The 13,069-nt window shown below is 59.8% G+C and carries 11 protein-coding genes; 2 read left to right on the forward strand and 9 right to left on the reverse strand.

Annotated elements, in window-relative coordinates:
• Nucleotides 1–17 precede the first annotated feature (17 nt).
• The 5 genes from ACYVDM_RS17810 to ACYVDM_RS17830 all read right to left on the reverse strand — a co-directional run bounded on the left by ACYVDM_RS17810 (nt 18) and on the right by ACYVDM_RS17830 (nt 5,105).
• Nucleotides 18–386 (reverse strand): COG4315 family predicted lipoprotein, encoded by a 369-nt coding sequence (locus ACYVDM_RS17810; protein ID WP_415787280.1) that lies wholly within the window; start codon nt 384–386, stop codon nt 18–20.
• Nucleotides 387–580: 194 nt separating this feature from the next.
• Nucleotides 581–1,255 (reverse strand): hypothetical protein, encoded by a 675-nt coding sequence (locus ACYVDM_RS17815; RefSeq protein ID WP_415787282.1) that lies wholly within the window; start codon nt 1,253–1,255, stop codon nt 581–583.
• A 21-nt stretch (nt 1,256–1,276) separates the two neighbouring features.
• Complete coding sequence (locus ACYVDM_RS17820) at nt 1,277–2,881, reverse strand: peptide chain release factor 3 (protein WP_415787284.1); 1,605 nt, start codon at nt 2,879–2,881, stop codon at nt 1,277–1,279.
• A gap of 69 nt (nt 2,882–2,950) precedes the next feature.
• Nucleotides 2,951–3,574 (reverse strand): LysE family transporter, encoded by a 624-nt coding sequence (locus ACYVDM_RS17825; protein WP_415787286.1) that lies wholly within the window; start codon nt 3,572–3,574, stop codon nt 2,951–2,953.
• 52 nt (nt 3,575–3,626) lie between these two features.
• Nucleotides 3,627–5,105: a DEAD/DEAH box helicase gene (locus tag ACYVDM_RS17830; protein WP_415787288.1), complete on the reverse strand. Its 1,479-nt coding sequence runs from the start codon at nt 5,103–5,105 to the stop codon at nt 3,627–3,629.
• A 328-nt stretch (nt 5,106–5,433) separates the two neighbouring features.
• Between ACYVDM_RS17830 and ACYVDM_RS17835 the strand changes: the two genes are divergently transcribed.
• Both ACYVDM_RS17835 and ACYVDM_RS17840 read left to right on the forward strand, forming a co-directional pair.
• On the forward strand, nt 5,434–6,096 hold the full coding sequence (locus ACYVDM_RS17835) for a LemA family protein (protein ID WP_415787290.1): 663 nt from the start codon (nt 5,434–5,436) through the stop codon (nt 6,094–6,096).
• A gap of 4 nt (nt 6,097–6,100) precedes the next feature.
• Nucleotides 6,101–7,261: a TPM domain-containing protein gene (locus tag ACYVDM_RS17840; protein WP_460475433.1), complete on the forward strand. Its 1,161-nt coding sequence runs from the start codon at nt 6,101–6,103 to the stop codon at nt 7,259–7,261.
• 146 nt (nt 7,262–7,407) lie between these two features.
• Here ACYVDM_RS17840 and ACYVDM_RS17845 read toward each other — a convergent pair whose 3' ends face one another.
• The 4 genes from ACYVDM_RS17845 to ACYVDM_RS17860 form a co-directional block, all read right to left on the reverse strand.
• Nucleotides 7,408–9,144, reverse strand: a complete 1,737-nt coding sequence (locus ACYVDM_RS17845) for a dipeptide ABC transporter ATP-binding protein (RefSeq protein WP_415787296.1) — start codon at nt 9,142–9,144, stop codon at nt 7,408–7,410.
• 9 nt (nt 9,145–9,153) lie between these two features.
• Nucleotides 9,154–10,080: an ABC transporter permease gene (locus ACYVDM_RS17850; RefSeq protein WP_415787298.1), complete on the reverse strand. Its 927-nt coding sequence runs from the start codon at nt 10,078–10,080 to the stop codon at nt 9,154–9,156.
• A gap of 10 nt (nt 10,081–10,090) precedes the next feature.
• The gene (locus ACYVDM_RS17855) at nt 10,091–11,062 is read right to left on the reverse strand and encodes an ABC transporter permease (protein WP_415787300.1); all 972 of its coding nucleotides are present in this window, start codon (nt 11,060–11,062) and stop codon (nt 10,091–10,093) included.
• An 89-nt stretch (nt 11,063–11,151) separates the two neighbouring features.
• The gene (locus ACYVDM_RS17860) at nt 11,152–12,756 is read right to left on the reverse strand and encodes an ABC transporter substrate-binding protein (RefSeq protein ID WP_415787302.1); all 1,605 of its coding nucleotides are present in this window, start codon (nt 12,754–12,756) and stop codon (nt 11,152–11,154) included.
• Between the last annotated feature and the right edge of the window lie 313 nt (nt 12,757–13,069).

Consider the following 13,069-nt stretch of genomic DNA (forward strand, 5'->3'; position numbering starts at 1 on the left):
GTTGGCGCTGTGACTGCTCAGGGCTTGACGATGTGCCAGACGTCCTTGACGTTGTCGCCGGTCTTGTCTCCCGGCTTGCTGTCTTTGACGAACAAATACAAGGGCTTGCCCTTGTAGGCCCACTGTTTGGTACCGTCGTCGCGGGTGATGATGCTTAGGTCGCCCTTTGTTTGGGCATCGGCGGAGGCCGTCACGGGCGGCCAGGCTTTGGCGCACTGGTCATAGCAGGCGCTCTTGCCGTCAGCGTCCTTGTCGAAGGTATAGAGCGTCATGCCGGCGTTGTCGACCAGCATGCCATCCTGGGTTTTGACGTCCTGGGCGTGGGCGCTGATTGAGAACAGGGCGGCGCAGGAAACGAACAGAGTTGCGGCGATTCGAGTGTGCATGGCGTGCCTTTCAGTGTAGGAAAACGGGAACAACTCACTAGAGACGCTCCAGCATTCACTTTATTCCGTTTCTGATAAAAATCTGCAAAAAAAATGGGCTGCCCCGTGCGGGACGGCCCATTTTCAGTGGCGGTCGTATCCGTTGTTTTATCGTGAATCAGCTCACGGTATGCCAGCGAACTGTGTTGGACGCGTTACTGGCGTGGCGGGCATTCCGCGATGGTGCCCCATCCGCGATTCGGGCCACAGTATTTGTTACGCGCGTTCCACGAGCAGGTGGGGCGCTGGAAAAAACCCTCATTGGCGCATTGCGCCAATTCGCGCTTGAGCGCGGCTTGCCAGTTGCCTGCGACTGCGCCGCCCTGGGGCGTGGCACCGGGTGCGGTGTTGGCTGCTGTCACGGCGTAGTCTTGTTGGCCAGGAGGCGGTGGCACGGTGGTCGTGGGCGGCAGCGCCTGCAGATCCAGAGTCGTGACATCCGATGCACCAGACGGTAGCGGTACCCGAGAGGCTGCCGCTAATTCGCGCGCTTCGTCGACGCTGATGTTGTCGCGCGAAATTTGTACGGAGGGGTCGGTCGTGGTCTCGAACAAGGACACGGTCGAGATCTCCCAGCTTTTTCCACCGGGTTTGTCAGGCACGCCCAGGCTGCCATCAACCCGGGGCTGAGGCGGCTGTGCCACATAGGGACGGCCGTCGGCGTCCAGGATGGGTTCTTGAGAGGCCAAGGCTTCTTGTCCTGGCGCAGCGGAGGCCTTGGGTGCGTGCGCCACCAGCCAATCACCCAGTTGGATTCCTGCCCATGCCGCGGCACCCACTGCCAGCAGAAGCGTCGCGAATAATACTCGCCAAGACATTGCTACCCTCATTTTTGCGGCGACCCGCCCAGATTAGGCGTGGCTCCCGAAAACCTGGCCGCCGTGCTCGCGCATGGCGTGGAACTTTACATCCGGATACAGGTCTTCGGCCACGCGCAACTGCGCAGGCGAACTAATCAAAAAAGCCGCCGCATCTACGACATCATAGGCGATGTGTGCTGCGTTGGCATCCATGAACTTGCGCAGCGCCCGTGGATTCTCGGACGTAATCCAGCGCGCCATGTTGTAGCGCGACGGCATCATCCGGGCCTCGACGCCGTATTCGGTCTTGAGGCGGTGCGCGACGACTTCGAATTGCAGTTGCCCAATTGCGCCCAACAGGAGCGTGCCCCCTGACTCCGGGCGAAAGACTTGAATCGCGCCCTCTTCGCCCAGCTGTGTCAGGCCGATACGCAATTGTTTGATGCGCAAAGGATCTTTGACTTCGACGGCCTGAAAGAGTTCGGGAGCAAAGAATGGCAGGCCTGTAAACTGTAGGCTCTCGCCCTCGGTGAGCACATCGCCCAAGTGCAGTACGCCGTGGTTGGGAATACCGATCACGTCGCCCGCGTAGGCTTCGTCCAGCAGCTCGCGACGCTGGGACAGGAATGACACGACGTTGTTCGGGCGCATCTCTTTGTTCGTGCGCACGACTTTCAGGCGCATGCCGCGCTCAAATCGCCCGGAACTGACACGCACGAAGGCCACGCGGTCACGGTGGGCAGGATCCATGTTGGCCTGCACCTTGAATACGACGCCGGTGAATTTGGGCTCTTCGGGCTCGACCAGACGCTCCAGCGCCTGGCGCGCGCCCGGCGCTGGGGCTTGTTCTACCAGAGCGTCGAGGACTTCCTGGACGCCAAAGTTGTTAATCGCCGAACCGAAAAATACCGGTGTTTGTTTGCCCGCCAAAAAGGCCTCGCGGTCGAAGGCGGGGGCGGCTTCCTGGATGAGCTCGATTTCGCCGTTGGCTTGCTCGAATGCCGAGCCGAATCGCTTGGTGATTTCGGGGTTGGACAAGCCGTTGATGAAATCGTTGTCGTCGGATCGACGTTCTTGGCCGGGACGGAAAACGCGCATGCGGTCGCGGCGGATATCGAATACGCCGCCAAAGGCCTTGCCCATGCCCACTGGCCACGAGAAGGGCACGGCGTCCATGCCCAGGTGCCCCTCGATTTCGGAGAGCAGTTCGAGGGGCTCGCGGACTTCGCGGTCCATCTTGTTGATAAACGTAATGATGGGCGTATTGCGTGCGCGACAGACCTGCAGCAGGCGAATGGTTTGCGGTTCGACCCCATTTGCCGCGTCAATGACCATCAGGGCGGCATCGACCGCTGTCAGCACGCGATAAGTGTCTTCGGAGAAGTCCTGGTGACCCGGGGTGTCCAGCAGATTGATGACGCAATCGCGGTATTCCATCTGCATGACCGAGGAGGCGACTGAAATCCCGCGTTGTTTTTCGATCTCCATCCAGTCAGATGAGGCGTGGCGCGACGCTTTGCGTGCCTTGACGCTACCCGCGATCTGAATGGCACCTGCGAACAACAGTAGCTTTTCGGTCAGCGTGGTTTTGCCGGCGTCCGGGTGGGAAATGATGGCGAAGGTACGTCGCCGGGCGACTTCTTGGGAAATATTCATGGTTGATGCAATTTTACTGACGCAAATCGTACGCCGCTCGCCGGCCCCGTGATAAAGGCTTCGTTACGGTTAACGACGAAAAGTGGCCAGGAACGTGCCCGCCAAAATGAATAGAGAGCCAAAAATGCGGTTCATCCAGCGGATGTGGTGGGCGCTGCGCAGCAAACGCAATACCTTGGCCGCCAGCAAGGTATAGATCCCCATGGCGACAGTGTCGGTAAGCACCAGCGTGCCAGCCAACGTCAGGTATTGCAGTGTCAGCGGTGCGGCGGGGTTCACGAACTGAGGCACCACGGCCAGTAGGAATACGGTACCTTTGGGATTCAGCAGATTGATCAGAATGCCGCGCATGACCAGTTCGCGTATCGAAAAGTCGGCCGGGTTGCCGGTATCGACTGCGACTGGCGAGGCATCCGTGCGGAACTGGCGCACACCCAGATAGATCAGGTAGGCCACTCCGAAATACTTCACGACGGAAAACGCGATTTCGGAGGTGGCCAGCACGGCGCCCAAGCCCACCGCGACGATCAGGAACTGGGCCATGATCCCGATGATCAAGCCCAGTGTGTTCCAGTACCCGCGGGCAAAGCCGTACTTTAGCCCCGAGGTCATGGCTGAAATGGCGCCCGCGCCCGGCGAGAATGAAATGGCCCATGCAGCCACAAAAAAGGTCAGCCAGGTCGAGAGCGTCATGATGGTCGCTTATAGGCAGGATGCCGCGGGTGAGTGGAACGGAGTACGAATATTACTTGCCCAGCAGCGCCGCGCGGGGAGCGCCCGCAGGACGATTTGATCCTGCAGGACGACCGGCGCCTGCGGGACGACCTGACGGACGGCCGTTACCCTCGGCGCTGCGAGGCGATTGCGCCTGCCCACGATCCGGCCGATGACCATTGGCCGGGCGGTCGCCACGAGCGGCAGGCGTTTGGCGCGGTCCTTGGCCGGGGCGGCTTGGACGGTGCTCTGCGTTGCCGCCACCATTGCGATTGCCGCCTCGGGGCGCGCCCTGGCGACGAGGCTGACGGTTGTCTTCGTCGCGTTCACCGCGCTCGTAGGTCGCGGCACTGTTGCCGGCCGGCGGTGTCCAGCCTTCGACAGGCCGACGCTCGATGGTTTTGCCGATCACGCGCTCAATGCCCTTGAGGAGCTTGATTTCGCTGCTGTCGACCAACGAGACAGCCGCGCCTGTTGCGCCGGCACGGCCGGTACGGCCAATGCGGTGCACGTAGTCTTCGGGGACGTTGGGCAGCTCAAAGTTCACGACTTGGGGCAATTGGTCGATATCCAGGCCGCGTGCGGCGATATCGGTCGCGACCAGCACGGCGACCTTGCCGTCCTTGAAGCCGGCCAGGGCACGGGTGCGTGCGGCCTGGCTCTTGTTGCCGTGGATCGCGGCGGCGGTCAGGCCGTCTTTCACGAGCTTTTCGGCCAACCGGTTGGCGCCGTGTTTGGTGCGGGTGAATACCAGGACCTGGTGCCAGCCGCTTTCACGGATGATGTGGCTGATCAAGTCGCGTTTGTTGTGCTGTTCGATCAGGTGAACGGTCTGCGTGACCAGTTCGGTGGCCGTGTTGCGCGGGGTGACCGAGACTTCGCCCGGGTTATTCAGCACGCCGCGCGCCAGGCTGCGGATCTCGTCCGAGAAGGTGGCCGAGAACAGCAGGTTCTGGCGCTGTTTGGGCAGCAAGGCCAGCACTTTGCGGATGTCGCGGATAAAGCCCATATCCAGCATGCGATCGGCTTCGTCCAACACCAGAATCTCGACGCCAGACAGATCGACGGTTTTTTGCCCGCAATGATCCAGCAAACGGCCAGGCGTGGCCACCAGAATGTCTACTGGTTTTCTGAGTGCACTGATCTGCGGGTTGATGTTGACCCCGCCGAACATCACCATCGACGTCAGGGGCGTGTGCTTGCCGTAGGTTTGCACTGATTCGGCGACCTGGGCGGTGAGTTCACGCGTGGGGGTCATGATCAGGCAGCGCGGCCGGCCCGGCTTTTTCAGCGCGGGCGTATTTTGCATCAACAGATGCAGGATGGGCAGCGTAAAACCGGCGGTCTTGCCGGTACCGGTCTGCGCGGCGGCCAGCAGATCACCGCCCTTGAGGACTTGGGGGATCGCTTGCGCCTGAATGGGGGTGGGCGCGGTATAGCCGGTCTCGGCAATGGCGCGCAAAAGGGGATCGGCCAGCCCGAGGTCGGCAAAAGAAACAGTGGCAGTCAAAACAACTCCAGCGGCAGCCTGTCGCTCAAGTTGAGAGACTCCAATCAAGGCATACGGGTGAGGAGATAAAGGAATGGCCCCGCGTTAGGGTGGGGCCAAGCGTGGCAGGGATACGCCAACGAATGTGCGCTGATTGGCTAAGCACACGACAAGCATTGTAGCTCAAGGCCACGCTACGCCAAGTAACAAGCGATAGGGGGCGTTACACAGTGTGCTGGGCAAAGTGGACCTGACCTGCTGTAATGACGGCGTTGAATGGACTGCATGGTGGCGCGCCGCCGCTGTTTGTGCCGTTTTGTCGTGTTTATAGAAAAGGAACGAGGACACAATGACAATATCCCGTTGGTTGGGGCTTTCTTGGCTGGCGCTGGTTGCCGCCTTGTTATCGGGCTGCGGTTACAACAGCATTCAGGCTGCAGATGAGCAGGTCAAGGCCGCCTGGTCCGAAGTGTTGAACCAATACCAGCGGCGCGCCGATCTGGTACCGCAGTTGGTCAAGTCGGTCGATGCCTATATGACACACGAGCGTGAGGTCCTGACCCAGGTTACCGAGGCGCGCAGCAAAGTAGGCACCATACAGATCACGGCGGATCAATTGGAAGACCCGGCGATGCTGGAGCGCTTTCAACAGGCGCAAAGCCAGTTGAGTTCTGCGTTGTCGCGCCTGATTGCCGTGTCGGAAAACTATCCACAGCTCAAGGCCGATGGCTTGTTCCGCGATTTGCAGACCCAACTCGAGGGAACGGAAAACCGCATTTCTGTCGCGCGCGGCCGCTACGTGCAGTCGGTACAGGCCTACAACGTGCTGGTGCGCCAGTTCCCCGCTGTGATCACGGCCAAGGTACTGGGTTATGCGCCCAAGGCCAATTTCGGCGTCGAAAACGAGGCAACGATTTCGCGCCCACCAGAAATTCGCTTCAGCAACGATGCGTCGAATTCCGCACCCGCTCCTACACCTGCGCCGGCCCCGACGCCCGCGCCTGCGCAGTAAGCCCGTGATAACGAGCTCGGTGTCGTTGCGTATCGTCACGCGGAAAATGTCGTTGTCGTTGATGCGGTTGTCAGTCGCTCGTATCGGTCAGTGGCTGGGAGGCGTGGCGATGTGCGGCATGCTGGCCAGCGTGCCAGTGGGGGCGCAGCCCCTGCCCACGCCGGTGCAGCGTGATTCGGTGCCGTCTGTCGTCATGCCGTGGCCGTCGTCGCCCAGTGCGACGACAGGCGCAGGGACGAAGACGGGCTCTGCAACGACGACGACGCCAACAACAACACCGAGCGCTACACCGACTGCAACGCCGCCGGCCGCAACGCCGAGCGACGCGATCAGCGCCGTGCCGACGTTGCAGGCACGTGTTACCGACATGACGGGCACATTGGACGCGGCTCGCCGCCAGGCGCTGGAGCAACAACTGGCGGCATTGGAGCAACGCAAAGGCGCGCAGGTTGCCGTGTTGATCGTTCCCACGACGGGACCGGACACGATTGAGCAGTTTGCGACGCGTGTCTTTGACGCCTGGAAACTGGGACGCAAAGGGACCGATGACGGCGTGTTGTTGATCGTGGCCAAAGACGATCACACCTTGCGTATCGAAGTCGGCTATGGCCTGGAAGGCGCGATTACCGATGCGCTGTCGGGTCGCATCATTCGCGAGCAAATCGTGCCGCGCTTCCGGGAAGGTGACTATGCCGGCGGTGTCGAAGCCGGTGTGACGGCGATCCAGAAACTGATTGATGGCGAGGCCCTGCCCCCCCCTGCTAAACGGTCCGATGGCGCGCAGTCCGACTTCCTCAATGAGTTGGGCACCGATGCGGTCTTGCCCCTGGCAATGGGGCTTATTGTCTTGATACTCGGCGCATCGTCGCTATTTGCTGGCGTGGGTGCGGCGGTGATCGCCTGGATGATGTTTGGGACAATGACGGCCGTCATTGTCGGCGGCATCGCTGGCTTTGCCCTGAGCGGGTTGCTGGGCGTGTTAGGGATCAAGACGCTCATTCGAAAATGGCTCGGCCGCGGCGGTGGTGGTGGAGGTGGGTTTGGCGGGGGATTTGGCGGTGGCCGTGGCGGTTTCGGCGGAGGGCGTCGCGGAGGCGGATTTGGTGGCGGGTTTGGCGGCGGCGGCGGTCGCAGTGGCGGGGGCGGCGCGTCCGGTCGTTGGTAGGCGGATGCCACCGTCGCGCCTCGTATGACGCAGCGGGTGAGGCATCAGGCGCAAGCGGCCACGCGCAAGACGTCAACCGCAGGAATCAACTGCGAGACTAACCGCCAGACGCCGACTGAAACATCAACCGAAAGACATCAATCACCTTAAACTGCGGTCGACTCGATCTCGAGTCCTTTGCGTGACATCAGCTGCAGTTGTGGCATGAGGCCCAGCAAGTGTTGGGTGTATTCGTGTTGTGGGGTATTGAAGAGCGTTTCCGTCTCGCCGACTTCCAGCAATTCGCCGTGGCGCATTACCCCGACGCGATCACACATCTGTCGTATGACGGGCAGATCGTGGCTGATGAACAGCATGGTCAGGCCCAACTGCTCTTGCAGGTCTTTCAGCAGATTCAGAATCTGCGCCTGGATAGACACGTCCAATGCCGACGTGGGCTCGTCACAGATCAAAAAACGCGGTCGAGTCGCGAGCGCACGGGCGATGCAGATACGTTGGCGCTGCCCCCCTGAAAACTCATGGGGATAGCGGCGAGCGGCGGCCGCGCCCAGCCCGACTACGTCGAGCAAGTCGGACACAATGCCGCGCGTCTGGTCCTCGCTGTCGGCCAGCTTATGAAAGCGGATAGGCTCGGCAACGATGTCCAACACCCGCATGCGGGGATTGAGCGATGAAAAGGGATCCTGGAACACCATCTGAATTTGACGACGAAAGGCGTTCATACGCTTGTCGTCTTTCAGGGTGGTGAGATTGGTGCCATTGAATACTACTGACCCGCTACTGGGTGTGTACAGGCCGCTGATCAAGCGCGCCATGGTCGATTTGCCCGAGCCCGATTCACCCACCAGGCCAAAGACTTCGCCCTGCGAGATCGAGAGATTGACGTGTTTGACGGCATCCAGCGTGCGCCGATTGCGCGCCAGAAAGGCGTTCTTCAGGATAAAGCGCATGCCAATATCCTGCACTTGCACCAGGGGGCCGCCGGCGTTCTCACCGAAATCACGGCGCTGCCCCAGCCAGTGTGTCGCGATATCCATGGGCTTGGTGGGTGTCCTGACGTCCTCGATATAGGTGACCAGCGGAAAGCGATGCAGTTTGATATCCGGCCGCGGAACGGCGGAAATCAGGCTACGTGTGTAGGCGTGGTCGGGATTGCCCAAAATCTTGGCGGTGGGACCTTGCTCGACCAGTTTGCCGCGATAGAGCACGGCCACGCGATCGGTGATATCGGCGATCACCCCCATATCGTGTGTGATGATGATCATGCCGACTTGTTTTTCTCTACACAGCTTGCGCAGCAGATCCAGGATTTGCGCCTGGATCGAGACATCCAGTGCAGTGGTGGGCTCGTCGGCAATGATGATTTCGGGTTCGCAGCAGAGCGCCAGCGCAATCACCACACGCTGGCGCATGCCGCCAGAGAACTGATGAGGATATTGTTTGACCCGCAAATCGGGCTGGTCGATGCCGACTTGTTCGAGTAGTTCAACGGCGCGCTGTTGAGCCTGGGCATGGCTGAGATCCAGATGCACCAGCATGGTTTCCACCAACTGGCTTTCCACGGTTTGCAGCGGATCGAGCGAGGTCAGCGGATCCTGGAAGATCATCCCGATGCGGCGCCCGCGGACTTTGCGTTTGTCGGGCTCAGGCAAGTTGTCGATACGCTGGGCATCGAGATGGATTTCCCCATCCGCCAAGCGGCCTGGGAATTCGAGCAAACCGATCACCGCGTTGCCGATGGTGGATTTGCCGGCGCCCGATTCGCCGACCACACCCAGAATCTCACCGCGATCCAGCTTGAGCGAGACGCCCTCCACTGCCACCAGCGTGCCACGCCGGCTGGCGAATTCGATTCGCATGTTGGCTATATCGAGTAATGCCATGACAGTCCTTCAGCGCAGCTTGGGATTGAGTGCGTCGCGTAGCCAGTCACCGAGCAGGTTGACCGACAGCACCAGAGCGACCAGGGCAATCCCCGGGAAGATAGAAATCCACCACATGCCCGAAAACAGGTAACTGTTGCCGATGCGGATCAGGGTGCCCAACGAGGGCGAGGTGGACGGTACGCCGACTCCCAAGAATGACAACGTGGCCTCGGTAATGATGGCGATCGCCAGATGGATGGTGGCGATCACGAGGACGGGTCCCATGACATTGGGCAAGATATGCCGGCGCAAAATCGTTAAAGGACCAATGCCTATCAGTTTGGCCGCTTGCACGTATTCCTTGTTGCGCTCGATCATGGTCGAGCCGCGCACGGTGCGCGCATATTGCACCCAACCCGAGATACCAATGGCGAAGATCAACACATACAGGGCCAGTTGATCATGCATGTCGCGTGGCAAGAGGCCACGCGCGACGCCATCGATCAGCAGTGCGATCAAAATCGCCGGAAACGATAACTGCACATCCGCGATACGCATGATGATGCTGTCGACGCGACCACCGATGTAGCCGCTAATGAGCCCCAGCGACACGCCCAACACCATTGAAAACAGTACCGACGCAAAGCCGACAAAGAGTGAGACTCGCGATCCATATAAGATGGCTGACAGAATGTCGCGGCCCTGGTCATCCGTGCCCAGTACGAAGTCTGCGCTGCCGTCAGGATGCCAGACAGGCGGGGTATTGGCATCCATGATGTTCAGCGATGCCAGGTCGAAGGGATTGTGCGGCGCGATGAGGGGGGAGCACAGGGCGCCCACGACGATGGCCAGCGTGACGATGGCCGATATCACGGCGCTGGGTGTGCGCTTGAAGCTATACCAAAGGTCGCTGTCTGCCGCGCGGGTAAACAGAGGAGCCAGGCGGGCAATCATGGATGTTCCTTCACTTGCTTTGCACGCGCAGGCGCGGGTCGACAACGACATACAAGATGTCGACAATGAGATTGATCAAGACAAAGAAGAACGCAGTGAGCACCAGGTAGGCGGACATCACCGGAATATCAACGGTGCCGATCGCTTGAATGAACAGCAAGCCCATGCCAGGCCACTGAAACACCGTTTCGGTGATGATTGAAAAGGCGATGATGGAGCCTAATTGCAAACCCGTGATGGTGATGACGGGCACCAGGGTGTTCTTGAGCGCATGGCGAAAATTGATCAACCGCTGAGGCAAGCCGCGCGCGCGGGCAAACTTGATAAAGTCAGCGCGCATGATCTCCAGCATTTCCGCGCGTACCAGTCGCATGATCAGCGTCATCTGAAACAGCGCGAGCGTGATGGATGGCAGAATCAGCGCGGCCAGTCCGGATGGCGTGAGCAAGCCGGTGGTCCATCCGCCGATGGAAATGACCTCGCCGCGTCCGAAACTGGGTAGCCAGCGCAACTGCACGCTGAACACCAGGATGAGCAGGATGCCAATCAAAAAAGTGGGTAATGAGATACCTGCGAGCGATAGCGCCATAAAAGCGCGCGACAGCACCCCATGGCGTCGCAATGCGGTGTAGATGCCCATGGGAATGCCAAAGGCGAGCGCCATCAGAGCCGAGACGAATGACAACTCCAGGGTCGCCGGCAGACGTTGTTCGATCAGATCGCTGACCGGTTGTCGCTGGCGATAGGAAATCCCGAAATTGCCCTGTGCGGCATTGACGACAAAGCGCGCATATTGCACGATGAATGGATCGTTTAGCCCCAAGCTTTCGCGTAGCTCGGCGCGCTGGGCTTCAGTGGTGTCTTGTCCCACCATGCTGACGATGGGATCCCCGACGTAGCGGAACATGGCAAACGCAATCAGCGCAACGGTCAGCATGACCAGGAGCGATTGCAGTAAGCGTTTCCCGATAAAAGCAAGCATGGAAGGCTTCCGTGAGAGCAACCGGATAGGCAGGATACGGGGATCGCGGGCGGATGGCTCCGTCCGCGATCCTCGCCGGGGCTGGCGTTTTAAGGCATTACGACGTTGCGCAAGTCCAGTACATCGTCAGGACGTTGCACGACTTCCAGTTTGTCCTTGATACCCCAGGACATGGGCTGTTGATGCAGCGGCAGGTAGCCATAGTCTTTGCGCACGATCTCAAAGGCTTCTTTGATCATGGCATCGCGTTTGGCCTGATCGGTTTCCACGCCGATCTTGGCGGTGAGCTCATCGACCTTGGGATTGCAATAGCCGCCCAAGTTGAACTGGCCGGCCGCGGTCTTGGCGTCGCGGCACGAGGTCAGGTTCAACAGGACGTTGTGGGCATCGGTCGAGCTCGGTGTCCAACCGAGCATATACATGCTGGTGTCGTTGCCGGCCTGCAGCAGGATCTTGCCAAAATACTTTGATTTCGTCTGCGCGAGCAGATTGATCTTGATCCCGATACGTGCCAGCATGCCGGCAACGGCTTGGCAAATTTTTTCATCGTTGACATAGCGGTCGTTGGGGCAATCCAGCGTGACACTGAAGCCGTCCGCATAGCCGGCTTCGGCCATCAGTTTTTTGGCCTTTTCGGGATCAGGCTTGTACGGCGCGCCGTACGAGTCGTCATAGCCGTTGACCGCCGTGGCGACGAGCGAACCCAGGGGCTTGGCGGCACCACGCATGATTTTCTTATTGATGGCTTCGATGTCTACCGCCAGGACGACGGCCTCGCGGACACGCGCGTCTTTAAAGGGATTTTTGCCCTTGACGCTGGAGTACAGGAGTTCGTCGCGGTGTTGATCCATCCCGATGAAGACCGTACGCGCTTCCGGTTCGGTCAGCGGTTTGACGCCGGGAGCGTCTTCCAGGCGTTTCCAGTCCTGCACCGGCACTGGCTGCACGATGTCCATCTCACCCGAGATCAATGCCGCGACGCGCGTGGCTTCTTGCGTGATGGGCTGGAAGATGACTTCGTCGACGTTGGTCTTGATGTTTTTGTCCCAATAGCCATCGTAGCGTTTGAGGACAGTTTTCACGTCGGGCTGACGCTCCGTCAGCATGAAGGGCCCGGTGCCGTTGGCATGCAGATTGGCGTAGTTGCCCTGGTTATCACCCTTGACGTTGGTCGCCTCGGTGGTCTTGTTTTTCTCGGACCACGATTTGCTCATGATGTAGAGAAAGGTCCACTCGCGCGGCAGAATCGGATTGGGTGTCGGGGTGATGACTTCGATGGTGTGGTCATCGATCTTTTTGATCTCGGAGGCTTTGGAACCATAGGCCTTCATGTCCGAGCCGGGGGTCTGGCTGCGTTTCCAGGAGAAGATCACATCGTCGGCGGTAAAGGGGGAGCCGTCATGGAACTTGACGTTTTTGCGCAGCTTGAAGATCCATTTCGTCGGCTCGGGGTTTTCCCAGCTCTCCGCCAGTAGCGGAACCAGCTTCATGTCTCCGTCGTAGCCCGCGAGGGTCTCGTAGATGTTGCCTTGAAAACCGAGCGTGAAGGTTTCGTTCAAGGCCATGGGATCCATCGAGGTCGCATCGCCCTGATAGGCCCATCGTAGGGTTTTGGCCTGTACCGTGCCGGCCAGTGTTGCGGCGCAAATGGCCAGCGCCAGCGCCGAATGCTTGAGAAGTGGTTTGATAAGCATAGCCCTTTGTGCTCCGTGTTGTGCGCGGATTGCGCGACAGAAGTGAGGGCCCCCGCCCCTATAGGTTGATTCAGGCCGGGGGCTCGGCGTCTTGCTAACTACGATGTGAGGGCGCGCGGTAGGCGGCGGACGACGGCGTGCGCAAAGGGGGGCGCAACATTAACGGCGATCACTGCATCGGACGGCGAGCTCACGATAGACCTGACCTCAGGTGATTCTGTTTCCTGGCCCAGGATAGGTGTGCCAAGGCATGTCGAATCTTATAGATGCAATGCTTTAAGCGTCAACCGTTTGAGCTTGGGGTTAGTACGTG

The organism is Bordetella tumulicola, assembly GCF_054779135.1.

Bases quoted from the DNA above. Each gene is read 5' to 3' on its own strand.
- ACYVDM_RS17810 (WP_415787280.1), bottom strand. From the start codon at position 386: ATGCACACTCGAATCGCCGCAACTCTGTTCGTTTCCTGCGCCGCCCTG.
- ACYVDM_RS17815 (WP_415787282.1), bottom strand. From the start codon at position 1,255: ATGAGGGTAGCAATGTCTTGGCGAGTATTATTCGCGACGCTTCTGCTG.
- ACYVDM_RS17820 (WP_415787284.1), bottom strand. From the start codon at position 2,881: ATGAATATTTCCCAAGAAGTCGCCCGGCGACGTACCTTCGCCATCATT.
- ACYVDM_RS17825 (WP_415787286.1), bottom strand. From the start codon at position 3,574: ATGACGCTCTCGACCTGGCTGACCTTTTTTGTGGCTGCATGGGCCATT.
- ACYVDM_RS17835 (WP_415787290.1), top strand. From the start codon at position 5,434: ATGACAATATCCCGTTGGTTGGGGCTTTCTTGGCTGGCGCTGGTTGCC.
- ACYVDM_RS17845 (WP_415787296.1), bottom strand. From the start codon at position 9,144: ATGGCATTACTCGATATAGCCAACATGCGAATCGAATTCGCCAGCCGG.
- ACYVDM_RS17850 (WP_415787298.1), bottom strand. From the start codon at position 10,080: ATGATTGCCCGCCTGGCTCCTCTGTTTACCCGCGCGGCAGACAGCGAC.
- ACYVDM_RS17855 (WP_415787300.1), bottom strand. From the start codon at position 11,062: ATGCTTGCTTTTATCGGGAAACGCTTACTGCAATCGCTCCTGGTCATG.
- ACYVDM_RS17860 (WP_415787302.1), bottom strand. From the start codon at position 12,756: ATGCTTATCAAACCACTTCTCAAGCATTCGGCGCTGGCGCTGGCCATT.